This is a genomic window from Actinokineospora baliensis (assembly GCF_016907695.1).
Lineage (GTDB): Bacteria > Actinomycetota > Actinomycetes > Mycobacteriales > Pseudonocardiaceae > Actinokineospora > Actinokineospora baliensis.
Genome location: NZ_JAFBCK010000001.1, coordinates 1,763,274 through 1,785,330 on the forward strand (window position 1 = coordinate 1,763,274; position 22,057 = coordinate 1,785,330).

Below are 22,057 nucleotides of genomic sequence, written 5' to 3' on the forward strand. Positions count from 1 at the left end.
ACAAGTTTCCACGTTGTTCACCCAGTTCAAGCCGATTCCCGAGACGGCTTGACAGTGGGCGGGGCGCAACTCGTATGGTCAAGTCTGTGACACCGCCACTGCACCACAGGGTGGCCGACGCGCTGCGCGGCAGGATCAGCCGGGGACAGCTCCCGGTCGGCGCCGCGCTGCCCTCCGAGGCTCAGCTGTGCGAGGAGTTCGCCGCTTCCCGCGGCACCGTGCGCCAAGCGCTCGCCGCGCTGCGCAACGAGGGGCTCATCGGCGGCGGCCAGGGCAAGCAGCCCGTGGTCCGGCAGGCCGCCGTCGCCCAGCCGTTCGAGACCTTCCTGTCGTTCACCCGGTGGGCGCGGGAAATGGGCCGCGAACCCGGGCAGCGCACCGTGGAGATCGCGCGGCGCGGCGCCAGCCAGGTCGCGGCCGACGTGCTCGGGATCGACGAGGGGACGCCGGTCATCGAGGTGCTGCGGCTGCGGCTGCTCGACGGGATCCCGACCATGCTCGAGCGCAGCAGCTTCATCGAACCCGTCGGCAAGCTGCTGTTCGACTTCGACCCCGACGCCGGATCGATCTACGCGCACCTGCTCGAGCGCGGCGTCGACCTGCGCGCTGCCCGGCACACCATCGACGCGATCGGCGCCGACGAGGTCGACGCGCGGCTGCTGGCGGTCGCGCCGGGCGCCCCGCTGCTGCGGGAGCGGCGACGGGCGACCGACGCGAGCGGCGCGCGGGTCGAGTACGCCGACGACCGGTACCGGCCGGACCTGGTGACCTTCACCATCGACAACGTGCAGGCGGGCCGGGTCAGCCCGCACATCCTCAAGGAGACCTCGTGAGCATCGACCTGGTGGCCCTCGACATGGCGGGCACCACCGTCCAGGAAGGCGGAGCGGTCTACCGGGCCCTCGCCGACGCCGTCGCCGCGGCCTCCGGGTCGCCGGTGCCCGGCACCGACGTGCGGCGCTGGATGGGCGCGGACAAGCGCGAGGCGATCGCCGCGCTGCTGGCAGGAGCCCCCGCCGAGGTCGACACCGTCTTCGACGACTTCCGCACCCGCCTCGCCGCCTACTACGCCACCACCCCGCCCACGGCTCTCCCCGGCGTCGAATCGGCCCTGACCGAACTCCGCGCCCGCGGCATCAAGGTCGCCCTCACCACCGGCTTCTCCCGCGACGTCGCCGAGGACATCCTCACCGCCCTCAGCTGGAAGGTCGGCGGCTGCGTCGACGCCCTCATCACCGCCGACGAGGTCCCCGCGGGCAGGCCGGCGCCGTACATGATCTTCCGCGCCATGGAGGCCACCGGCGTCCACTCCGCCGACCGGGTCCTCACCGCGGGCGACACGGTGCTCGACCTCCGAGCAGGCACCAACGCCGCCGCCCACTACGTCATCGGCGTCCTCACAGGCTCCCAGGACGCCGAAACCCTAGGCCAAGAACGCCACACCCACCTGCTGTCCTCCGTCGCCGAGATTCCCCTCCTCCTCACCCGACACGGGTAGGCGCGAGTGGGATCCAGAGACTGGGTCTAGTGGCACGACCCAGAACCTTGACCATGTCTCGACCCGCCCACGACGCGCCTGGCTGCGTTGCCGAAACGACCGAGTACGCCCAGTACGAGGCCGTTCCGGCGCCTTGCCAGCCACGCCGTGGACGGGCCGATACACGGCCAACATCCTGGGTCGCACCACTAGCTCACCCGCGTGCGCGGCGGGCGGACCAGGCGGTTGCGAGGACGAAGCCCGCGGCGGCTATGGCGCCTGCGGCGGCGCTGCCCAGGGCGTGGGGGAGGGAGGGTTCGTGGGTGCTGACCGCCGTGATGAACAGCCACACCGTTAGGCCGAACAGGAGGCCTAGGGGGATGGCCGTGTAAGGGGCCGCTGGGCGGCGGTGGCCTCGGCGGAGGGCTCGCATCTGGGCTTCGATGTTGGCCAAGGCGAACAGCGACAGCAGGAGGCTTCCCGCGCCCATGACCGTTGCCATGGGGTGTGAGGCGGACAGCAGGGTGAACTGTTCGGCGGGGTCGTTGCCGATCTTCACTTCTGCCGTGACGGCTCCACCCGCCAGCCAGCGCATGAGCGGGTCCGGTTTGAGGCTGGTTTCGAACCTGCCATCCGGGCCGGGGGCCACGCCTTGGCTTCGGACGCGGCCCAGCAGTACCCCGGCGGCTCGGAGTTCGAAGACGAGTTCGACGGGGCCGGGGGCTTGGCCTGAGACGGTGATCTGCTTGCTCAGGTCTACCTGAACCGTCTTGTCCGCCACCTGGTTGTTGACCATCAACGCCGAGGCCGGGTGGTCCAGTTTGGTGGGGGACAAGAGGGGCAGCAGTACAAGCGCGATAAGAGCCACCGTCGCGATGAGGGCAGGCCATAGTGGTGAGGGGCCGCGTTGGGCGATGATCTCGCTCGCGGGACGGAGTTCCTTGCCGCGGAAGTCGCCGAGGGTGCGTGTCGGATCTGTGGTTGTGCCGCGGATCGGCGGGGTGATGATGGTGGGGGCGTCCGGCTGGCGGCTCAGTTGTTGGGAGATCGCGCCGGATATCCGCGGGGCCAGGTGGACGGGCACCGAGGAGCGCTCAAGCCATCCCGCGCCATAGACGGCGGTCGCCGCGGAGCTCAGGTCGGTCGCGAATGTTTCCGCGTCGCGGTAGCGGTGTTGCGGATCCCGCGCGAGGCTGCGCATGACCACTGTGGACAGCGGTGCCGGAACCCGCGGAATCGGCGCGGGGTCGCTGAAGATGCGTTGGCGCATCATGCTCACTGCGCCTCGGCTGCGGTCATAAGGCAGTTCGCCGCAGAGCAGTTCGTACAGCACTGTGCCCGCCGAGTAGATGTCCGCGGCTGGCGTAAGAGAGTTGCCCATCGCTTGCTCGGGCGCGATGTAGGCGGGGGTACCGAGCACCTCGCCCGCGTGCGTCACCAGCGTCGCGCCCTCGCTCACGACCTGCGCGATGCCGAAGTCGGCGACCTTCATCACCCCCGCCGTGGTGAACAGCAGGTTCTTCGGCTTCACGTCCAGGTGCAGCACCCCGGCCTTGTGCGCCGCGTGCAGCCCGCCCAGCATCGCCAGAGTGATCGCGCAGGACTGCTCGCCGGTGAGCCCCGGACCGCGGAACCGGTCGTACACGGTTCCGCCGTCCAGCCGCTCCATCACCAGCAGGTTGTCCGACCCGGTCTGCACGTAGTCGTAGACCGGCACGATGTGCGGGTGGTCCAGGCTGGCCAGCACCCGCGCCTCGCGGTCGAACCTGGCGTTGACCGACGGGTCGGTGACCAGGTCCGAGGGCAGCACCTTGATCGCCACCGCGCGACCGAGGGAGCGGTGCACGCCTGCGAACACCACGCCCATGCCACCGGAGCCGATCTTGCCGCCGACCTCGTACTGCGGGAGCGCCGTGGTCAGGCCCGCAGGTGTGCTCATCCAGGCCACCTCTTGGTGTTTTGCTGTGTGTAGTGCTCGGTGACGCTCTGGGTCACCGCACCGGGGTCGACGGGCGCGGGCAGCGCCACCGTCAGGTCCCCGGCCAGCGCGGGGGCCACCGGGTGCGGGGTCAGGAAACCGAGGACCATGGCGATGGCCGACGCGCCGAACACGATCGGGATCTCGATCAGCGGGTCCGGCGGCACCAGCCGCAGCACCGACAGCGAGACCACCGCGACGATCCCGGTTCCGATGCCCGCGGGCAGGAAGCGCAGCGCGCGCTTGATCCGGTTGGGCGAGAGCTTGTGCCGCGCCAAGGCGATCAGCACGGTCGCCCAGATGGCCGAGGTGAGCAGCAGCATCATCAGGCCGAACACGCCGTACACCGACCACACGGTGCCGCGCACGTCCGCCACGGTTTCGGCGCTGCCCAACACTTCGCGCTCTTCGGACAGGAGGTCGACCGTGGTGGGCAGCAGACCGATCGCCTGCCCGTCCAGGTCGCGCACGTCCAGCGGGAACGTGCGGGTGACGCGGCTGCCCGGTGGGACTTCGAAGGGCAGCGTGGTGTCGTAGGCGAAGAACGTCAGCGCCAGCGCGACCCCGGAGAGCCGCACCAGGCGGACCTTCTGCGTGGTCTTACCGCGGTTAACGGCCGTTACCGAAACCTCGGCGGCTTTGGCGGGATCCAGTCGCACCGTACGGTCGGTGATGTCCTGACCGTCCAGAGTGACCGTCACCGACAACGGGCTGCCGGAATCCTGTGCCGCGGCGGGTGTCGCACCCATCAGCAGCAGTACCGTCACGAGGGCAACCGCGGCGGCGATGAGACGTCCCATGGGAAGACTCCCGGTTGAGGCAGGGCTGATCGGGGCGGAATGCTACAGCGGTCCGGTATCGGACCGGGGCGTTCCACGGGATCAGGGACACGGACAGGGGTACGAGCTGTGCGCAGTGTTGGACGCTTAGCGAGCATCGCCGTTGCTACAGCGACGTTGTTGGTCGCTCTGGCACCGCTCTCACCGGCCTCGGCGCAGACCCCGTCACTGTCCCTGGGCATCAGCCCGACCTCCGGGCCCGCGGGGAGTTCTTTCACGATCACGTGGAAGCTGTCCTACGCCGGGATGTGCCGCAGCATCTCCTTCACCAGCAGCCTCACCACCATCCCCGCCGTGAGCACGGGTGGGAACATCTCTGGCTCGTTCTCGGTGACCGCGCCGAAGACGGCCAAGCCCGCGACCTACCCGATCAACGGTGTGTGCGCCGGTGACTACGGCGCGGTCACCCGCTTCACCGTGACGACGCCGTCCACGACGACGACCACGCCGCCCACCACGAAGCCGACGACCACGACGACCGTCCCGCCCGTGACCACCACGGTCCCGCCGGTCACCACCACGACCCGTCCGACGGTCACCACAACCACGACCAGGCCGACAACAACCACCACCACGCCTGGTGTGACGACAACCGACACGACCACGACCGACACCACGACGACCACTTCGGACACCACGACCACGCCGCCGACCACCACGACGACCACCCCGATCGTGGACGAGAAGCCGGTCGACGGCGGGCTCAAGCTCGACCGCAAGAGCGTCCGCCCCGGCGAGGACCTCTCGGCCAAGGGGACCGGCTGCGCGCCCAACCAGACCGTCATCCTGACCTCCGGTGGCGAGAAGGTCGGCACGGCGGTGTCCGACACCTCGGGTGAGTTCTCCGCGCGGGTCGAGTTCCCGAAGATCGTGCCCGGCAGGCACATCGTCACCGCGCATTGCGCAATTGAACTGACCGGCGCGGTGGACCAGGTGGTCACCAGCGGGAAGGGCGGCACCTCCGGAACGCTGGTGGTCCTGGTCTTCTTCGTCCTGGCCGGTGCCGCGCTAATCCGGGTCGCGTAGGGCTGCCGCGATCGGCGGCGTCACCGTCATCCTGGTGGCGACGTCGCCGTAGCGGCGCTTGATCTCCGCGGCTGCGGTGGCTGGGTCTCCGACGACAGCGAAGGTGTTAAGAACCTCGTCGGTGATAAGAGCGTCCATCTCGCTCCATTGGCCACGCTTGGACAAGGCGTTCAGGTCGTCCTGCAGTTCACCCCACCCGTGGAGCTCTAAGACCCCACGGTAGGCGGGAGTAGAGCCGTAGAAGGCAATCTGCTTGCGCACTTCGGCGATGGAACCTGCGAGCTCTTCGTCGGTGGAGCCGCTCGCCACGAACATGGGGCCGCTGATGTCGAAGCCCTCCAACGTCTTCCCGACCTTCGCCCGACCCCGCTCCAACGCCGGTAGCGTCACCTCGCGCAGGTAGCGCTCGGTGGAGAACCCGTGGCACAGCATGCCGTCGGCGACCTCCCCGGCGGCCTCGGTCATCCGTTCACCCACTGCGGCGAGGTAGACCTTGGGGTTGCCGTGCGGGTTGGGGCCGGGGTTGAAGAACGGCGTCATCAGCGTGTGCGTGTAGAACTCGCCCAGGAAGCGCAACCGCTCGCCGGTCTCGAACGCCGACCAGATCGCGCGGACCGCGAGCACGAACTCCCGCATCCGGGCGGCGGGCGCCGACCACGGCATGCCGAACCGCTTGGTGATGTGCGGCTTGATCTGCGACCCGAGCCCGAGCACGAACCGGCCGCCGGAGAGCAGCTGCAGGTCGTTGGCCTGCACCGCCACCGTCATCGGGTTGCGCGCGAAGGCCACCGCGATCCCGGTGACCAGCTCCACCCGCGAGGTCCGCCCGGCCGCGACGGCGTGCGCGAGGAACGGGTCGATCTGCGTCTCGGCGACCCAGGCGCCGTCGTACCCGGCCAGCTCGGCTGCGGCGACCGCGTCGGCGGCCTCGGTCACGGTCGCGGCGTAGCCGCCGGAGTCGAGCCTCATGCGGTCCGAGATTACTGTGGGGCGATGCCGCTGTACTCGTTCGAGGGCAAGCGCCCCAAGATCGACCCGTCGGCGTGGATCGCCCCGACGGCCACCCTGATCGGCGACGTGACCGTCGAGGCGGACGCCTCGGTCTGGTACGGGGTGGTCATCCGCGCGGACTTCGGGCCGGTCGTGATCCGGGCCGGGGCCAACGTGCAGGACAACTCGGTCATCCACGTCAACGCCGACGGGTGCGAGGTGGGCGCCAACGCCACCGTGGGGCACCTGTGCGTGGTGCACGACTGCGTCATCGGCGCACAGGCGCTCATCGGCAACGGGGCCACCATCCAGGACGGCGCCGTCATCGGCGAACGCGCCTTAGTCGCGGCGGGGGCCATGGTGGGGCCGGGGACGCGGATCCCGCCCGAGGTGGTCGCGATGGGGGTGCCCGCCAAGCGCCAGGTGCCGCTGGAGGGGACCCCGAAGGTCTGGGTCGACCACAACGCGACCGTCTACCAGCACCTCGCCCGCAGGCACGCGGCCGGGATCCGGGAGATCGACACCGGGCCGGGCGCGGGAGAACACCCGCTGAACAGCGGGTGAACACCGGTGCCCGGCACGCCATGGGTGGGCGGTACCGGGCACCGGGAGTCTGCGGGATCCGGGGGTTGTGCCCCCGGACCGGCGTGCCGTCAGTGGGCACGCGGCAAACCGGTACCAGAAATATGCCGCGTCGCTCTAGCTTGATCTCATCCGAACGGGGTATCAAACTCAGTTATGGCCGAACTCGAGCTCCGTCACCTCCGCGCGATCTGCGCCATCGCGGAGGAGGGCAGCGTGTCCAAAGCGGCCATCCGCCTCGGCGTGACCCAGCCCGCGCTCACCGCGCAGCTGCGCTCCATCGAGCGGTTGGTCGGCGGCGAGCTGTTCCGCCGCAGCTCCAACGGCAGCATCCCGACCGAGCTGGGCCGCAGCGTGGTCCGCTCGGCGCGGGTGGTGCTGGAGGACATGTCGGCGCTGCTGGCCACCGCGCGCACGCACACGCAGAACCCGGCCGAGGCGCCGCTGGTGGTCGCCTCCAGCCCGATGCTGTTCACCAGCGCGCTCATCGGTGAGCTGCGGGCCTGGATCAAGTGCTCGGAGCTGCGCACCGAGATCGACTCGTCCGGGCCAGCGCTGCTGGACCTGATCTCCTCCAAGCAGGCCGACATCGCCGTGTTCGAGCGGTTCGAGGGCATGGAGAACCGGACCCTGCGCGACGTCGAGGTCCGCACGATCGTCGAGGAACCGCAGTTCGTGGCGCTGAGCTCGGACAGCCCGCTGGCCGCGCAGGAGGAGGTCGACCTGATCGACCTCGCCGACCTGGACTGGGTGGTGCCCCCGCCCGACCAGGACACCATGCGGCTGGGCTTCCGCGAGGCCTGCGAGAAGGTCGGCTTCACCCCGCGGATCACCCACCACGTCACCGAGGGCCGTACCGCCATGGCCCTGGCCGCCGCGGGCGCGGTGTGCCTGGCGCAGCCCGCCTCGCTGAGCGGCCCCGGGTTCGTGATCCGGCCGCTGCGGGGGGCGGTCTTGCGGCTGCCCGTGGTGCTGGTGGTCCGGATGGACGGCCTGCTCGGCAACCGCCGCCACGAGGTCTTTGCCTGCGTCGCGCACGCCTATAGGTCGATCGTGGATCGGAACCCGACCTACGCGCAGTGGTGGGCCGACCACCCGGAGGCGCACATGGACGTGGACGCCGCGTTGGCCCTGCCGAGGCCGACTAGGCCGACCTGACCTTCGGCTTGAGCGTCCAGACCACCGTCATCTCGGCGGTGGTGGTGCCCTCGGCGTTGCGGATGGTGCACTCGACGGCGAACTCGGGTCGGGTGCCCGCGTCCAGTTCGGCGATCACCTCGGCGGCGGGCCTGCCCAGCACCGCCTCGGCGGTCAGCGGACCAAGCGCGAGCTTGCGGTAGTGGATCTCCGAGCGCACCACCAGCGGGGTCGCCCGGCCCATCTCGGCGGCGAACGCGGCGAGGCCGACCGCGCCGGAGGCCGTCTCGGCCAGGCCGAACATCACCGCGGCGTGCGGCCCGCCGACGTGGTTGCGCTGGTCGGCCACGTCCGGCAGCGAGCAGACGACGCGGTCGGCGGCGACCTCGACGAACTCCACACCAGCCGTGCTCACCCAGGGGACGGTCTGCTTCATCGCGTCGGCGACCCAGTCGAGGTCTGTGCTCATGGCAACGACATTACCCGTCAGTAACTTGATGCGGCAACGGGTAGGGTCGCACCCAGAGTCGTGACTGGCGTGTACGGGTGGAAGAGACCACTGGGGAGCGGCTGGAGCGGGTGCGACACCGAACGCCTGGGTGTCACCGGTCTAGTCGCCGCACGCTCTGGGAGGAACACGATGCACCAGCCAGGCATCCCGCACCTGACCGCCGCTGACGCCGAGGTCGCGGCTCTGGTCGAGGGCGAGGCCCGCCGCCAGTACGAGAAGATCCGGTTGATCGCCTCGGAGAACTACGTCTCCACCGCCGTCCTAGAGGCCACCGGCACCGTGCTCACCAACAAGTACTCCGAGGGGTACGCGGGCAAGCGCTACTACGAGGGCCAGCAGTTCGTCGACCCGATCGAGACCTTGGCCGTCGAGCGCGCCAAGGCCGTCTTCGGTGTCGACCACGCCAACGTGCAGCCCTACTCCGGCTCCCCGGCCAACCTCGCCATCTACCTGGCGCTGGTGGAGCCGGGCGACACGGTCATGGGCATGGCCCTGCCCGCGGGCGGCCACCTGACCCACGGCTGGGGTGTGTCGGCGACCGGCAAGTGGTTCCGCGCCGTCCAGTACGGGGTCCGCAAGGACACCGGTCGGGTCGACCTGGACGAGGTCCGCGAGCTGGCGCTGGCCGAGCGGCCGAAGGTCATCTTCTGCGGCGGCACCGCCATCCCGCGCACCATCGACTTCCCCGGGTTCGCCGAGATCGCCAAGGAGGTCGGCGCGGTGCTGGTCGCCGACATCGCGCACATCGCGGGCCTGGTGGCCGGGGGTGCGCACCCGTCGCCGGTCGGGCACGCGGAGATCATCTCGACGACCACGCACAAGACGCTGCGCGGCCCGCGCGGCGCCATGCTCATGTCCGACGCCCGGCACGCCAAGGCGCTGGACAAGGCCGTGTTCCCCGGGCTGCAGGGCGGTCCGCACAACCACACCACCGCCGCCATCGCGGTTGCCCTCGGCGAGGCCGCCAAGCCGGGGTTCCGCGACTACGCCGCCAACATCGTGGCCAACGCCAAGGCGCTCGCCGAGGCGCTGGTCGAGCGCGGGTTCGACCTGGTCTCCGGCGGCACCGACAACCACCTGATCTTGATCGACCTGACGAGCAAGGGCGTCGGCGGCAAGCCCGCCGCCAAGGTGCTCGACCGGGCGGGCATCGAGCTCAACTACAACTCGGTGCCCTTCGACACCCGCAAACCGTTTGACCCCTCGGGCGTGCGGCTGGGAACCTCGGCCATCACCACCCGTGGTCTCGGCGTCGAGCACATGCCCCAGTTGGCGCAGTGGATCGACCGGGCGATCGCGGCCGGTGACGACGCCGAGGTGGCCGCCGTGGCCGCCGAGGTGCGCGAACTGCTCACCGCGTTCCCGATGCCCGGGTGGGCCTGACCTGCGACAACGCCGCTAGAACGCCCCGGTGCCGCTGGTCGGACCGGGGCGTTCGGCGTGTGAGCGGGGTCGCAGGTAAAGGGGTTGCGATCGATCACCCGAAAAGCGCATGCTTGCATCGACCAACTACTTGGATGATGCAAGCAACTCGGGAGGTGTCGCGTGACCGAGACCGTCGCCGACGAGTCGGCCACCGGCACCGGGCTCACCGCGCAGGAGATCGAGCAGGGGCAACGGCTGGCCACCGTCCTGTTCGCGCTCGGCAAGCAGCAGGCCGCCATCGCGGCGCGGATGAGCAAGCTGGGGGTAGACCGCTCGGCTTTCGTCCTGCTGAAGAACCTCATCGCCCTCGGACCGAGCCGCTCGAGCGCGCTCGCCGAGGCGGTCCACTCCGACCCGTCCACGGTCAGCCGCCAGGTCGCGGCGCTGGTCAAGGACGGCCTCGTCGAGCGGCGCGCCGACCCGGAGGACGGACGGGCGAGCCTGCTCGCCGTCACCCCGGACGGCCTGGCGCTGCTCAAGCGCCAGCGGCAGCGGATGGCGCTGTCGCTGGCCAGCATGGTCAGCCACTGGGACCCACAAGACCTCGACACGTTCGTGCGGCTGTTCGAGCGATTCCTCGCCGACCACGCGAACTACCTGCCCACGTTCATCACCGAATGCGCCGACCACGCGCGTTCCGAAGGGGGAAAGTAATGTCAGCTCCGGTTTCGGATGCCGCACCTGGGCAGCTGAGCCACCGGCAGATCCTGACCGTGCTCTCCGGGCTCATGCTGGGCATGCTGCTCGCCGCGCTCGACCAGACGATCATGGCCTCGGCGATGAAGACCATCGCCGACCAGCTCAACGGCCAGACCATCCAGGCGTGGGCCACCACCGCCTACCTGATCACCGCCACCATCTCCACCCCGCTCTACGGCAAGCTCTCCGACATCTTCGGGCGCAAGCCGATGTACCTGACCGCCATCTCGTTCTTCCTGGTCGGTTCGGTGCTCTCCGGCATCGCCAACTCGATGTACGAGCTCGCCGCGTTCCGCGCGGTGCAGGGCCTCGGCGCCGGTGGTCTCATGTCGCTGGCGCTGGCGATCATCGCCGACATGGTGCCCCCGCGCGAGCGCAGCAAGTACCAGGGCTACTTCATGGGCGTCTGGGGTCTGTCCAGTGTGGCCGGTCCCGTGGTCGGCGGCGCCTTCGCCGGTCTGGACACCTTCGCGGGCATCGAGGGCTGGCGCTGGGTGTTCCTGCTCAACGTGCCGATCGGCATCGTCGCGCTGATCGTGGTCGCCCGCTTCCTCAACGTCCCGCACCGCAAGGTCGCCCAGCGGGTCGACTACTGGGGCGCGATCGCGCTCACCGTCGGCCTGGTGCCGCTGCTGATCGTGGCCGAGCAGGGCCGCGAGTGGGGCTGGGACTCCGGCCGCTCCGTGCTGATGTACGTGATCGGCGTCGTCGGCATCGCCGCGTTCGTCTACGTCGAGAAGCGCATGGGTGACGCGGCGCTGCTGCCGCTGCGGCTGTTCCGCCGCAGGACCTTCGCGCTGACCAACGTGGTCAACTTCGTCATGGGTGTCGGCATGTTCGGCACCATGATGTCGCTGCCGCTGTACCTGCAGATCGTCAAGGGCGCGTCGCCGACCGAGTCGGGTCTGATGACGCTGCCGATGACCTTCGGCATCCTGGTGGCGGCGATGGGCTCCGGCCAGATCATCGCCAAGACCGGCCGGTACCGGAAGTTCCCGATCATCGGCCTCGGCGCGACCGCGGTGTCGCTGTTCCTGTTCTCCCAGGTCGGCGTGGACACGCCGATGTGGCAGGTGATGCTGGTGATGGTGCTGACCGGCGCTGGCCTCGGCCTGTGCATGCAGACCCTGATCCTGGCCATCCAGAACGACGTGCCGGTCAAGGACATGGGCGTGGCGACCTCGTCGGCGACGTTCTTCCGCTCCATCGGCGGCACCGTCGGCACAGCGGTGTTCCTGTCCATCCTGTTCAGCGTGGTCGGCGACCGCATCGGCGACGCGTTCGGCGCGGTGCGCGGCGACGCGGCCTTCACCGCGGCGCTGGCGTCGAACCCGCAGTTCGCGCAGAGCCTGTCCGGCGGCGGCGGGATCGACCTGAACAACACGGCGTTCCTCAACACCCTGGACCCGGTGCTCGCCAGGCCGATCCTGTCCGGGTTCGCCAGCTCGCTCGACACTGTGTTCCTGGTCGGTGCCTTCGTGACCCTGGTCGCGTTCGGCCTGATCTGGTTCCTCAAGGAGACCCCGCTGCTCAACAAGTCGGGTATCCAGCGCGCTGCGGACGAAGAGGCCGCCGCGGCCGCTCCGGCCGCTGCCATGCACTAGTTCTAGTTCCGCTGAGCGGCCCCGTACTCGACGCGAGTGCGGGGCCGCTTGTCATACCCGGACGGTTAGTGTTGCGGCGTAACCATTGGAGACGTCGCCGGTCACTGCGGCGAGCTGGGTCTCGTAGCCGTCGCTGAAGACGTTGTCGCGCTCCAGTGACGTCTGTGCGAGGTTGCGGACGCTCTGCGTGTAGCCCTCGGTGCCATAGACCGTGGTGCAGATGTCCTTGGGTAGGGCCAACTGTGTTGTCTTAAGTGGATCGCCCGCCTTGGTCGCTTCGGCCAGGCTCGGGTAGATCTCGAAGTGGATGTGCGGCCACCTGCCGGAGTAGGCAGCCGGGAAGATGCTCGTGAACTTCACCTTCCCTTGTGCGTCAGCCTCTTGGACGCCACGGAGGTAGTTCTCGTTGGTGAGTTCCTTGGCGTACATCGAATAGCTGCCGTTGATGTCGCAGTGCCACAGGTAGACCGCAGCACCCGGCATGGCGGCGCAGGACTTCGCGAAGTCGACGATCGTCAGCTCTACCGTCAGCGGGACGCCCTTGGCGGTCGTGGTGGAGTTGCCGAAGCTCGATCGGATGTCACTGCGCACGATCCCGCTCTCGGTGAGCACGTTCGGCCCGTTGGTGCCATCGGCCGGGTAGGGGCCGCCGGTTTCCTGGGGGGTTTCCGCGCCGCAGTCCGCCGCTGCCGCTGCGGCCGCCTGCGACTTCGCGGTGGTTGTTGTGGTGGACGTTGTGCTGGAGGCGGCCGCGGTGTGCTGTGAGTGGTCGGTCCCGCAGCCCGCGAGCGCGGCCAACCCGACGCCGCCCATCAGCGCCAGCACCCGCCGCCTGCCCAGGGTGGCCAGGTCGAAGGCGAGTCCCCGGTCGTGGTCTTCGATGTGGTGGTCCATGTCGCCCATGGTTCGACTGTTACCCAGGAACGGGCTGTGCACCGGCTGTGTAGGTCTCTGTCATCCTGGCGGGGGACAACCAGGGGGTGATCGGTGCGAGTGGTGGTGGCGATCTTCGCCATTGGCGGGGTGCTCATCGGAGCCGCCCTGGTCCTCGGCATCGCGATCGAGCCGGACCAGGCTGGCGCGCCGACCTCGGCGAGCAGCCCGGCCGGGGTCAGGTGCAGGCCGCCGGAGGGCCCGCTCACGCTGGTCGAACCGACCCCGGAGGTGGTCGACCGGGTCAACGCCGCCTGGGAGCGGGTGGACGGCTGGCTGGCCGACAACGCCGTGGCCACCGCCGCGGCCTGGAACACCCCGGCGACCCGCAGCGAGCTGGTGGGGCTGCAGCGCGACCTCGGGTCCGAGCTCCCCGCCGAGCTGATCATCTCGCTCACCCGGCACGACGGCGTCGGCGCGGACGGCTTCACGTTCCCGCCCGCCTACCAGCCCTTATCCGTGCGGGAGATCCGCACCACAACGGCGGACTTGTGCGCGGACCCCGGTTGGCGCGAAGGTGACGTTCCGTTCGCCAAGGGCGAGTCCGGCGCTGTCCTCTACCTGCACGAAGGCAACGTCTATAGGTTCCCCGCGATGCAGCTGCACGCCACGGACCTGACCGAGCTCCTCAACCGCACCGCATCCCGCCTAGAAGGCGACAGCCCCGCCGACTACCGCCCGGACATCGACGCCCTTGGCCGCCTGCGCTGGGTCCGCGAATAGCGAACACCCCCGGCCACGAGAAGTGCGCGGGGGTGCTCTAGGTCATCAGTGCCGCTCCACCGCGGACCTCGCCGCCCAAAGCCGGGAACGATGCCGGGTGGGGAAGCGGGGGTGGGTGGTGGGAGGAATAGGCTCAGTGGAACGTGAGGCCGGACTCCTTTAGGCGCTCGTAGGAGCGCTTGATCTCGGCCTCGGCCTCGGTGCGGCCGACCCAGCTCGCGCCTTCGACGCTCTTGCCGGGCTCCAGGTCCTTGTAGACCTCGAAGAAGTGCTGGATCTCCAGCCGGTGGTACTCGGCCAGGTGGTGGATGTCGCGCAGGTGCTCGGTGCGCGGGTCGTGCGACGGGACGCACAGGACCTTGTCGTCGCCGCCCTTCTCGTCGGTCATGCGGAACATGCCGATGGCGCGGGCGCGGATCAGGCAGCCGGGGAAGGTGGGCTCCTGCACCAGCACGAGCGCGTCGAGCGGGTCACCGTCCTCGCCCAGGGTGTTGTCCACGAAGCCGTAGTCCGCCGGGTACTGGGTGGCGGTGAAGAGGGTGCGGTCGAGCCGGATGCGACCAGTCTCGTGGTCCATCTCGTACTTGTTGCGATTTCCCTTGGGGATCTCGATCGTGACGTCGAACTCCACTGACGTGTCCTCGCTCCTGCTCGCTTCCTCTGCTACCTCACTAGTGTGGACCACGGTGTCGCCCCGGCCCGAACCGATCCGGGTGTGACGTTCACCGTGAGCGCAGGGGGAGGACGCGGGGTGCCGCAGGCGGGACCAGAGCACGGCGGGGATCGGGATCCGGCCCGGCGGCAACCTGGTGATCAGGCAAAACGTCTACCTGACGTGGCAGACGACAACCCAGGGTGGCCGGGGGCCGATGACGCCGCGTGGCCGAGTGTGGACGACGACGGCCCCGCGGCGCGGCCGCCGGGGCCCGGCGCCGGACCCGTGTTACGTGACGAGACCCACGTCCCCGACACGCCCGGGACCGGCTCTCCACGTTCGGGTGAACCGACAGGGGCGGCGCCGGACGAGCTGTCCGGGGACGTGACGGTGCACGTCGGTGCGCGCGGCAAGCTCGCCGAGGGGCCGACGCAGGTGAACTTCCCGCCGCTGGCGGCCAAGGGCGGCGACACGACCCAGCCGACCCGCAAACCCGGTGGTGAGACCACCGCCGCGTTCCCGACCGGGCCCGTCCAGCCGCCGCGGCCCGGTGGTCAGCGCCAGCAGGCGGGCCGCCCACCCCAGGGTCGACCTGGGGGGCCGCCGCACGCCCAGCCGCCGGGTAGGCCGCTTCCCGACGGGCCGCCGCGCGGGCCTGGTGGTCAGCCGCCGTTCGCGAGGCAGCAGCCTCCGCCGGGCAGGCCTGGTCCTGGCGGGCGGCCTATAGGCCCGAACGGTCAACAGGGCCCGGTGCAGGTCGAGAGCACACAGGTCATCAAGGTCGCTGACGTCACCAGAGAGCCGACTCCCGTTCAGCTCCCTGAGCAGGCACCTGAGCCGGAGCAGCCGCGCAAGCGACCCCGCGTCGGCATGTTGGTGGCGATGGCGATCGTCGTGCTGCTCGTGCTGGGTGCGGCAGCGACCATCCAGTTCGTCCCCGGTGTGCGGGAGAAGCTGGGCATCAAGGCCGCGGAACCCGAGGTCGTCATCGCGCCTCCGCCCGCCGCTGTGCAGTTCGCGCCGACGCTCAAGGGGCCCGGGGCAGACATCCCGGCGCCCACCGCGGCGGGCGTCCGCGCTGCTCTTGCGGGCCCGGCGAGCGATCCCGTCCTCGGCACGCTCACCGGCACCGTCGTCGACCCCGCCAGCGGCGAGGTCCTCTTCGCGCAGAACGCCGAGACCACGCTGGTGCCCGCGTCCACCGCGAAGCTGCTCACCAGCGCCGCCGCACTGCTGGCCCTGCCGCACGCGGCCCAGCTGTCGACCAAGGTCGTCGCGGGTGACACCCCCGGCACGGTCGTGATCATCGGCGGCGGCGACCCCACCCTGTCGTCCTTCGCGGCGGGCAAGAACACCGTCTACCCCGGCGCGGCCCACCTCGACGACCTCGTCGCCCAGGTCAAGGCCAAGGGCCCGGTGACGACCGTGCTGCTCGACCTCGACCGCTACACCGGCGACAGCATCGCCAAGGGCTGGATCCCCGCCGACGTCGCGGGCGGCTACATCGCGCCGATGGTGCCCGCCATGCTCGACGGGGGCAGGGCCGACCCGACCAAGGCGGTCTCGGCCCGCTCGGCGAACCCGGCGCGCACGCTGGCCGAGGAGTTCGCCAAGCGCATCGGCGCGACCGTCCCGGCCAAGGCGACCACCCAGGCCAAGCCGGACGCCAAGGTGCTCGGCGAGGTCCGCTCCGCGCCGGTCGTCGAGCTGGTCGACAACACCCTGCAGCGCTCGGACAACGTGCTGGCCGAGGCGCTGGCCCGCGAGGTCGCCAAGGCCACCGGGCAGGAGGTCTCCTTCGCGGGCGGCTCGGCGGGCACCATCAAGACCTTGAAGGACAACGGCTTCGACACCAGCACGGTGACCCTCGACGACGGCAGTGGACTGTCCACAATGAACCAGGTGAGCGCCGCGCTGCTCGCCGACGTGCTCAAGGTGGCCGCGGGTCCCGACGGCGCCGACCCGCGCACGGCCAAGCTGCGGCCGCTGCTGGGCGCGCTGCCCGTCGCCGGTGGCAGCGGCACCCTCGCGGGCCGCTACCAGGGCCCGGCCGCCTCGCCCGGCAAGGGTTGGGTCCGCGCCAAGACCGGCACGCTGTCGAGTGTGAACTCCCTCGCCGGGGTCGTCCTCGACACCGACGGCCGGTTGCTGGTGTTCGCCCTGATGTCCAACGGTTCGGTGCCCGGCGCGGCCCAGCCCGCGCTCGACGCGGTGGCCGCGGCCCTGCGCCAATGCGGCTGTAGGTGAGATCACCCGGGCTCCGGTAGCGTCGGGAGGGTGAACACGACCGGCGCGGACGTGGTGGGGTCGACCGGCGGGGCGCCTCCGGTCGACTGGGACCTGGCGGTCTCGACCGCCCGGCGGCTCGTCCGCCCCGGCCCGGTCGTGACCAGGGAGGTCGCCGGGCACACGGTTGAGCGGCTGCGGGAGGTCACCGCGGACGCCGAGGCGCACGTGCGGCGGTTGACCGGGCTCGGCATGGGTCTGCCGCTGCTCCCCGGGGACGTCGTGGACCGGGAGCAGTGGGTCCAGGCGGCCGCGGACAGCATCGCCGCGCTCACCACCAACGCCCTGCCCAGCAGGCCCAGCCGCGTTGTTGGCGGCGTCTTGGCGGGGACGGCGGGTGTGCAGGCCGGGATGGTCTTGGCCTACCTGAGCAGTCGCGTCCTCGGTCAGTACGACCCGTTCGGCGGTGACGGGGGCAGGCTGCTCCTAGTGGCGCCGAACATCGTGGCCGCGCACCAGGCGTTGGACGTGCCGCCCGAGGACTTCCGCATGTGGGTGTGCCTCCACGAATGCACCCACCGGCTGCAGTTCACCGCAGTGCCGTGGCTGCGCTCCTACTTCCAGGAGCAGGTGGCCGACTTCCTGAGCGGCCTGGACGAGAACGCCAACAGCGCTGTGGCGAGGCTGCCAGAACTGTTGCGACGGGCCAGGACAAAGCCGGACCCCACAACCTCTGGTGGTCCTCTGGGGTTGATGGAGGCGTTGCAAGCTCCGGAGCAGCGCGCGGTTTTCGACCGTCTTATCGCCATCTCGACCCTCTTGGAGGGCCACGCCGATCACGTCATGGACGCTGTTGGTCCGATGGTCGTCCCCACGGTCGCCATGATCCGAGAGCGGTTCACCGTTCGCAGACGAGGCGGCGGGCTCCTCGATCGCGTGCTGCGCAACCTCTTGGGCGTAGACGCGAAGATGAAGCAGTACGCCGTGGGCGCCAAGTTCACCTCACACGTGATCGGTGAGGTGGGCATGGACAGGTTCAACACCATCTGGACTTCCCCGGACACGCTGCCGTTGAGGAGCGAACTGAGCGACCCGCCCGCCTGGATCCGCCGCGTCACGTGACCGAGAAGCCCCACCCCGCGGTGGCCGACGTCCGGCGCGCCGTGCGTGACCTGCTCCACGACGTACAGCCAGACGGCAGGATCGCCGTCGCTGTGTCGGGTGGCGCCGACTCCTTGGCACTCGCTGCGGCTGCCGCTCATGTAGGCCGCAAGTCCGGCCTTAAGGTGACCGGCTTGATCGTCGACCACCGTCTACAGCCAGGGTCGGCCGAAACCTCCGCCCGCGCCGCTGAGCAACTCGCCGCCCTAGGCCTCGACGACGTCCGCGTCCTGCCAGTCACCGTCGACGGCAAAGGCGGACTGGAAGCCGCTGCCCGCCGAGCCCGCTACGCGGCACTACGCGCAGCGGCCGACTCCTGGGTCCTGCTCGGCCACACCCGCGACGACCAGGCCGAGACCGTGCTGCTCGGCCTAGGCCGCGGTTCCGGCCCGCGCTCCATCGCGGGCATGCGGCCGCTGGACCACCCCTGGGGCCGCCCTCTCCTCACCATCCCCAGGGCTACTACGCAGGCGGCGTGCCAGGCCCTCGGCATCACCCCGTGGCAAGACCCGCACAACGCCGACCCCCGCTTCACCCGAGTCCGTCTAAGGCACGAGGTCTTGCCGCTGCTGGATGACGTCCTCCAAGGCGGGGTCGCCGCCGCGCTCGCCCGCACCGCCGCGCAGTTGCGTGACGACCTCGCCGCGCTCGACGACCTCGCCGTCGAAGCCCACGACCGCGCCAGCACCGGCGACGAGCTGCACGTGGCTGAACTCACCCCGCTACCCCCCGCCCTGCGCCGCCGAGTGCTGCGGACCTGGCTGACCCGGGTCGGGGTGCCCGAACTCACCGACGCCCACCTGCGCGCCACCGACGGCCTCCTGTCCGACTGGCACGGTCAGCGCGGGATCGCCCTGCCGGGCGGGTTGGTGGCACGACGTGCACATGGCAGGCTCACGTGCACAAGGCTGAACTCCTGAGAGGGGCACCGTGTACGACGGCGACATCTCCTCGGTGTTGATCACCGAGCAGCAGCTGGACGAGAAGATCGCCGAGCTGGCCAAGCAGGTCGGGCACGACTACCCGGAGAACGGCTCGGACCTGGTGCTGGTCGGGGTGCTCAAGGGCGCGGTCATGTTCATGACCGACCTGGCCAGGGCGCTGCCGGTCCCGGTGCAGCTGGAGTTCATGGCGGTCAGCTCCTACGGCTCGGCCACCTCGTCCTCCGGGGTCGTGCGCATCCTCAAGGACCTCGACCGCGACATCGCGGGCCGCGACGTGCTCATCGTCGAGGACATCATCGACTCGGGGCTCACCCTGTCCTGGCTGCTCAAGAACCTCGCCTCGCGCGGGCCCCGCTCGCTGGAGGTCTGCACGCTGCTGCGCAAGCCGGACGCGGTGAAGGTCGACGTGCCGGTGCGCTACGTCGGCTTCGAGATCCCCAACGAGTTCGTGGTCGGCTACGGCCTCGACTTCGCCGAGCGCTACCGCGACCTGCCCTACATCGGGACGCTCGACCCGCGCGTCTACACCTCCTGACCCACCGGTCCGCGCTGGACCGATCAGGTGGGTGTGGGAACCAAGCCCGTCGCGGGCACGTTGTCCCTGTTGCGCGCTCCGCCGGCACTTCGCCCGGTGAGGGTGCCAACGCGGACGGTACTCTGGTCGAACCGGAGAGTGCCCCGTCCGGCTGGGTAATGGGTCGTCATTGCCCTCAGTGCACGTCAGGGAGGGTGGAGGCCGCCTCGCGGCCGTAAGTGAATGGACCGCAAGCGCCTGCTTCGCAACCCGCTGCTGTGGATCCTGGCGGTGTTGCTGATCTACTTCGCCTTCAGCATGCTGTTCGACGACACGCGTGGCTACACCTCGGTGCCCACGTCGAAAGCCATCGCGCAGATCGAGGCGGGCAACGTCAAGACCGCCGAGCTCGGTGACAAGGAACAGCAGCTCAAGCTGACCCTCAACGCGCCGATCGACCAGGACGGCAAGCAGGTCACCCAGATCCTGGCGCAGTACCCCGACGGGGCGACCGCCGACATCTACAAGGCCCTGATCGCCAAGACCGGCACCGAGTTCAAGACGACCGTCACCCAGGACTCGTTCCTGACCCAGATCCTGATCTTCCTCATCCCGCTGGTGCTGCTGTTGCTGCTGCTGATGTGGATGATGAACAACGTCCAGGGCGGCGGGAACCGGGTGCTCAACTTCGGCAAGTCCAAGGCCAAGCAGTTGCCCAAGGACATGCCCAAGACCACCTTCGCCGACGTCGCCGGTGCCGACGAGGCCGTCGAGGAACTGCACGAGATCAAGGACTTCCTGCAGAACCCGGCCCGCTACCAGGCGCTCGGCGCGAAGATCCCCAAGGGCGTGCTGCTCTACGGCCCGCCAGGAACCGGCAAGACCCTGCTGGCCAGGGCAGTCGCCGGTGAGGCGGGGGTGCCGTTCTACTCGATCTCCGGGTCGGACTTCGTCGAGATGTTCGTCGGCGTCGGCGCCTCCCGGGTCCGCGACCTGTTCGAGCAGGCCAAGCAGAACGCCCCGTGCATCATCTTCGTCGACGAGATCGACGCGGTCGGCCGCCAGCGTGGCGCGGGCCTCGGCGGCGGCCACGACGAGCGCGAGCAGACCCTCAACCAGCTGCTGGTCGAGATGGACGGCTTCGACGCCCGCGGCGGCATCATCCTGATCGCGGCCACCAACCGGCCCGACATCCTGGACCCGGCGCTGCTGCGCCCCGGCCGGTTCGACCGGCAGATCCCGGTGTCGGCACCCGACCTGACCGGCCGCAAGAAGATCCTGCAGGTCCACTCCAAGGGCAAGCCGATGGCCCAGGACGCCGACCTCGACAGCCTGGCCAAGCGCACCGTCGGCATGTCCGGCGCCGACCTGGCCAACGTGCTCAACGAGGCGGCCCTGCTCACCGCGCGGCAGAACGGCGCGCTGATCACCGCCGCCGCGCTGGAGGAGTCGGTCGACCGGGTGATCGGCGGGCCCGCCCGCAAGAGCCGGATCATCTCCGACAAGGAGAAGAAGATCACGGCCTACCACGAGGGCGGCCACGCGCTCGCCGCGTGGGCGATGCCCGACCTGGAGCCGGTCTACAAGCTCACGATCCTGCCCCGCGGCCGCACCGGCGGGCACGCGCTGGTCGTCCCCGAGGACGACAAGCAGCTGATGACCCGCTCGGAGATGATCGCCAGGCTGGTGTTCGCCCTCGGCGGCCGCTCGGCCGAGGAGCTGGTCTTCCACGAGCCGACCACCGGCGCCTCCAGCGACATCGACCAGGCCACCAAGATCGCCAAGGCGATGGTCACCGAGTACGGCATGAGCGCCCGCCTCGGCGCGGTCCGCTACGGCCAGGACCAGGGCGACCCGTTCCTCGGCCGGTCGATGGGCCACGGCGCCGACTACTCGCTCGAGGTCGCGCACGAGATCGACGAGGAGGTGCGCAAGCTCATCGAGGCCGCGCACACCGAGGCGTGGGACGTGCTCAACACCTACCGCGACGTGCTCGACGACCTGGTCGTGGAGCTGCTGGAGAAGGAAACGCTCACCCGCAAGGACCTGGAGCGGATCTTCTCCAAGGTGGAGAAGCGGCCGAGGATCACCGCGTTCAACGACTTCGGCGAGCGCACCCCCTCGGACAAGCCGCCGATCAAGACCCGCCGCGAGCAGGCCATCGAGCGCGGTGAGACCTGGCCGGAGGAGGCCCCGCGCGAGCCGGTACCGACCCCGGTCGGCGCCATCCCCGGCGCGGGCGACCTGCCGGGCGGCCCGCCCAGGACCAACCCCGAGCTGCCCCCGGGCAACGGCGTCGGTCCTAACGGGACACCGCCGCCGTACGGGTCGCCGCCGCCCTACGGCAGCACGCCCTACGGCACCCCCCAGCAGCCGCCGCCCTACGGCCAGCAGACCGGCAGGCACGCGGGCCCGCCGCACTACGGCGCCCCGCCCGGGTGGACCCCGGCCACCGGCCCCACCCGGCCGTCCGGTCCGCACCAGTCGTGGCAGCCGTCGTGGGGTGAGCGCCGCAACGACGCCCAGCAGCACGGTGACCGCCAGCAGTACGGTGAGCACCAGCACGGTGACCGCCAGGCTGATCCCACTGACCGGGATCAGGACTCCGGTGGGCGCTCCAACGGTTCCTGATG

At 70.1% G+C, this 22,057-nt stretch carries 20 protein-coding genes and 1 riboswitch; of the genes, 14 read left to right on the forward strand and 6 right to left on the reverse strand.

Annotated elements, in window-relative coordinates:
- Nucleotides 1-86: 86 nt before the first annotated feature.
- A complete protein-coding gene (locus JOD54_RS08380; protein WP_307859890.1) occupies nucleotides 87-833 on the forward strand; it encodes a GntR family transcriptional regulator in 747 nt (248 codons plus the stop codon).
- Nucleotides 830-1,498 (forward strand): phosphonatase-like hydrolase, encoded by a 669-nt coding sequence (locus JOD54_RS08385; RefSeq protein ID WP_204449977.1) that lies wholly within the window; start codon nucleotides 830-832, stop codon nucleotides 1,496-1,498. Before JOD54_RS08380 ends, JOD54_RS08385 begins: the two co-directional genes overlap by 4 nt.
- A 193-nt stretch (nucleotides 1,499-1,691) precedes the next feature.
- Here the strand turns inward: JOD54_RS08385 and JOD54_RS08390 are convergent, their stop codons facing one another.
- Nucleotides 1,692-3,416, reverse strand: a complete 1,725-nt coding sequence (locus tag JOD54_RS08390; protein WP_204449978.1) for a serine/threonine-protein kinase — start codon at nucleotides 3,414-3,416, stop codon at nucleotides 1,692-1,694.
- Complete coding sequence (locus tag JOD54_RS08395) at nucleotides 3,413-4,255, reverse strand: hypothetical protein (protein WP_239573316.1); 843 nt, start codon at nucleotides 4,253-4,255, stop codon at nucleotides 3,413-3,415. Before JOD54_RS08395 ends, JOD54_RS08390 begins: the two co-directional genes overlap by 4 nt.
- Before the next feature lie 159 nt (nucleotides 4,256-4,414).
- On the opposite strand from JOD54_RS08395, the gene JOD54_RS34005 reads away from it, so the two are divergent.
- Entirely contained in the window at nucleotides 4,415-5,320 is a 906-nt protein-coding gene (locus tag JOD54_RS34005; protein ID WP_239573317.1) for a hypothetical protein, read from the forward strand.
- On the opposite strand, the gene JOD54_RS08405 is transcribed toward JOD54_RS34005, so the two are convergent.
- Nucleotides 5,303-6,289 carry an LLM class F420-dependent oxidoreductase gene (locus JOD54_RS08405; RefSeq protein ID WP_204449979.1) on the reverse strand — a complete coding sequence of 329 codons (987 nt, stop codon included), beginning with the start codon at nucleotides 6,287-6,289 and terminating at the stop codon, nucleotides 5,303-5,305. The two genes, JOD54_RS34005 and JOD54_RS08405, sit on opposite strands and share 18 nt — an antisense overlap.
- A 24-nt stretch (nucleotides 6,290-6,313) precedes the next feature.
- Here JOD54_RS08405 and JOD54_RS08410 point away from each other — a divergent pair, with 24 nt between their 5' ends.
- The gene (locus JOD54_RS08410) at nucleotides 6,314-6,874 is read left to right on the forward strand and encodes a gamma carbonic anhydrase family protein (protein ID WP_204449980.1); all 561 of its coding nucleotides are present in this window, start codon (nucleotides 6,314-6,316) and stop codon (nucleotides 6,872-6,874) included.
- A 174-nt stretch (nucleotides 6,875-7,048) separates the two neighbouring features.
- Complete coding sequence (locus JOD54_RS08415) at nucleotides 7,049-8,050, forward strand: LysR family transcriptional regulator (RefSeq protein ID WP_204449981.1); 1,002 nt, start codon at nucleotides 7,049-7,051, stop codon at nucleotides 8,048-8,050.
- On the opposite strand, the gene JOD54_RS08420 is transcribed toward JOD54_RS08415, so the two are convergent.
- On the reverse strand, nucleotides 8,037-8,498 hold the full coding sequence (locus JOD54_RS08420) for a DUF4442 domain-containing protein (RefSeq protein ID WP_204449982.1): 462 nt from the start codon (nucleotides 8,496-8,498) through the stop codon (nucleotides 8,037-8,039). The two genes, JOD54_RS08415 and JOD54_RS08420, sit on opposite strands and share 14 nt — an antisense overlap.
- Nucleotides 8,499-8,548: 50 nt before the next feature.
- Nucleotides 8,549-8,637: riboswitch (ZMP/ZTP riboswitch) on the forward strand.
- A gap of 32 nt (nucleotides 8,638-8,669) precedes the next feature.
- Between JOD54_RS08420 and glyA the strand changes: the two genes are divergently transcribed.
- From glyA to JOD54_RS08435, 3 genes are all read left to right on the forward strand, one after another.
- Complete coding sequence (glyA, locus tag JOD54_RS08425; protein WP_204449983.1) at nucleotides 8,670-9,923, forward strand: serine hydroxymethyltransferase; 1,254 nt, start codon at nucleotides 8,670-8,672, stop codon at nucleotides 9,921-9,923.
- 162 nt (nucleotides 9,924-10,085) lie between these two features.
- Nucleotides 10,086-10,619, forward strand: a complete 534-nt coding sequence (locus JOD54_RS08430; protein ID WP_307859891.1) for a MarR family winged helix-turn-helix transcriptional regulator — start codon at nucleotides 10,086-10,088, stop codon at nucleotides 10,617-10,619.
- Nucleotides 10,619-12,268: an MDR family MFS transporter gene (locus tag JOD54_RS08435; protein ID WP_204449984.1), complete on the forward strand. Its 1,650-nt coding sequence runs from the start codon at nucleotides 10,619-10,621 to the stop codon at nucleotides 12,266-12,268. The genes JOD54_RS08430 and JOD54_RS08435 overlap by 1 nt, the downstream gene beginning before the upstream one ends.
- 51 nt (nucleotides 12,269-12,319) lie before the next feature.
- Here the strand turns inward: JOD54_RS08435 and JOD54_RS08440 are convergent, their stop codons facing one another.
- On the reverse strand, nucleotides 12,320-13,171 hold the full coding sequence (locus tag JOD54_RS08440) for an intradiol ring-cleavage dioxygenase (RefSeq protein ID WP_239573318.1): 852 nt from the start codon (nucleotides 13,169-13,171) through the stop codon (nucleotides 12,320-12,322).
- Between the two features lie 84 nt (nucleotides 13,172-13,255).
- Between JOD54_RS08440 and JOD54_RS08445 the strand changes: the two genes are divergently transcribed.
- Complete coding sequence (locus tag JOD54_RS08445; protein WP_204449985.1) at nucleotides 13,256-13,924, forward strand: SMI1/KNR4 family protein; 669 nt, start codon at nucleotides 13,256-13,258, stop codon at nucleotides 13,922-13,924.
- A 133-nt stretch (nucleotides 13,925-14,057) separates the two neighbouring features.
- On the opposite strand, the gene JOD54_RS08450 is transcribed toward JOD54_RS08445, so the two are convergent.
- Complete coding sequence (locus JOD54_RS08450) at nucleotides 14,058-14,555, reverse strand: inorganic diphosphatase (protein ID WP_204449986.1); 498 nt, start codon at nucleotides 14,553-14,555, stop codon at nucleotides 14,058-14,060.
- Nucleotides 14,556-14,963: 408 nt separating this feature from the next.
- On the opposite strand from JOD54_RS08450, the gene dacB reads away from it, so the two are divergent.
- The 5 genes from dacB to ftsH all read left to right on the forward strand — a co-directional run bounded on the left by dacB (nucleotide 14,964) and on the right by ftsH (nucleotide 22,055).
- Entirely contained in the window at nucleotides 14,964-16,826 is a 1,863-nt protein-coding gene (gene dacB / locus JOD54_RS08455) for a D-alanyl-D-alanine carboxypeptidase/D-alanyl-D-alanine endopeptidase (RefSeq protein WP_204449987.1), read from the forward strand.
- Nucleotides 16,827-16,856: 30 nt separating this feature from the next.
- Nucleotides 16,857-17,927 carry an Rv3626c family coenzyme F420 biosynthesis-associated protein gene (locus JOD54_RS08460; RefSeq protein WP_204449988.1) on the forward strand — a complete coding sequence of 357 codons (1,071 nt, stop codon included), beginning with the start codon at nucleotides 16,857-16,859 and terminating at the stop codon, nucleotides 17,925-17,927.
- Nucleotides 17,924-18,886 (forward strand): tRNA lysidine(34) synthetase TilS, encoded by a 963-nt coding sequence (gene tilS, locus JOD54_RS08465; protein WP_204449989.1) that lies wholly within the window; start codon nucleotides 17,924-17,926, stop codon nucleotides 18,884-18,886. The genes JOD54_RS08460 and tilS overlap by 4 nt, the downstream gene beginning before the upstream one ends.
- Before the next feature lie 10 nt (nucleotides 18,887-18,896).
- Nucleotides 18,897-19,445 (forward strand): hypoxanthine phosphoribosyltransferase, encoded by a 549-nt coding sequence (gene hpt, locus JOD54_RS08470; RefSeq protein WP_204449990.1) that lies wholly within the window; start codon nucleotides 18,897-18,899, stop codon nucleotides 19,443-19,445.
- Nucleotides 19,446-19,667: 222 nt separating this feature from the next.
- The gene (gene ftsH / locus JOD54_RS08475; protein WP_204449991.1) at nucleotides 19,668-22,055 is read left to right on the forward strand and encodes an ATP-dependent zinc metalloprotease FtsH; all 2,388 of its coding nucleotides are present in this window, start codon (nucleotides 19,668-19,670) and stop codon (nucleotides 22,053-22,055) included.
- Nucleotides 22,056-22,057 lie beyond the last annotated feature (2 nt).

What these genes read in the sequence shown, in the direction of transcription:
- glyA (WP_204449983.1), top strand. Translation starts at nt 8,670, where the DNA reads ATGCACCAGCCAGGCATCCCGCACCTGACCGCCGCTGACGCCGAGGTC.
- JOD54_RS08415 (WP_204449981.1), top strand. Translation starts at nt 7,049, where the DNA reads ATGGCCGAACTCGAGCTCCGTCACCTCCGCGCGATCTGCGCCATCGCG.
- JOD54_RS08395 (WP_239573316.1), bottom strand. Translation starts at nt 4,255, where the DNA reads ATGGGACGTCTCATCGCCGCCGCGGTTGCCCTCGTGACGGTACTGCTG.
- JOD54_RS08420 (WP_204449982.1), bottom strand. Translation starts at nt 8,498, where the DNA reads ATGAGCACAGACCTCGACTGGGTCGCCGACGCGATGAAGCAGACCGTC.
- JOD54_RS08390 (WP_204449978.1), bottom strand. Translation starts at nt 3,416, where the DNA reads ATGAGCACACCTGCGGGCCTGACCACGGCGCTCCCGCAGTACGAGGTC.
- ftsH (WP_204449991.1), top strand. Translation starts at nt 19,668, where the DNA reads ATGGACCGCAAGCGCCTGCTTCGCAACCCGCTGCTGTGGATCCTGGCG.
- JOD54_RS08440 (WP_239573318.1), bottom strand. Translation starts at nt 13,171, where the DNA reads ATGGGCGACATGGACCACCACATCGAAGACCACGACCGGGGACTCGCC.
- JOD54_RS08405 (WP_204449979.1), bottom strand. Translation starts at nt 6,289, where the DNA reads ATGAGGCTCGACTCCGGCGGCTACGCCGCGACCGTGACCGAGGCCGCC.
- JOD54_RS08410 (WP_204449980.1), top strand. Translation starts at nt 6,314, where the DNA reads ATGCCGCTGTACTCGTTCGAGGGCAAGCGCCCCAAGATCGACCCGTCG.
- JOD54_RS08435 (WP_204449984.1), top strand. Translation starts at nt 10,619, where the DNA reads ATGTCAGCTCCGGTTTCGGATGCCGCACCTGGGCAGCTGAGCCACCGG.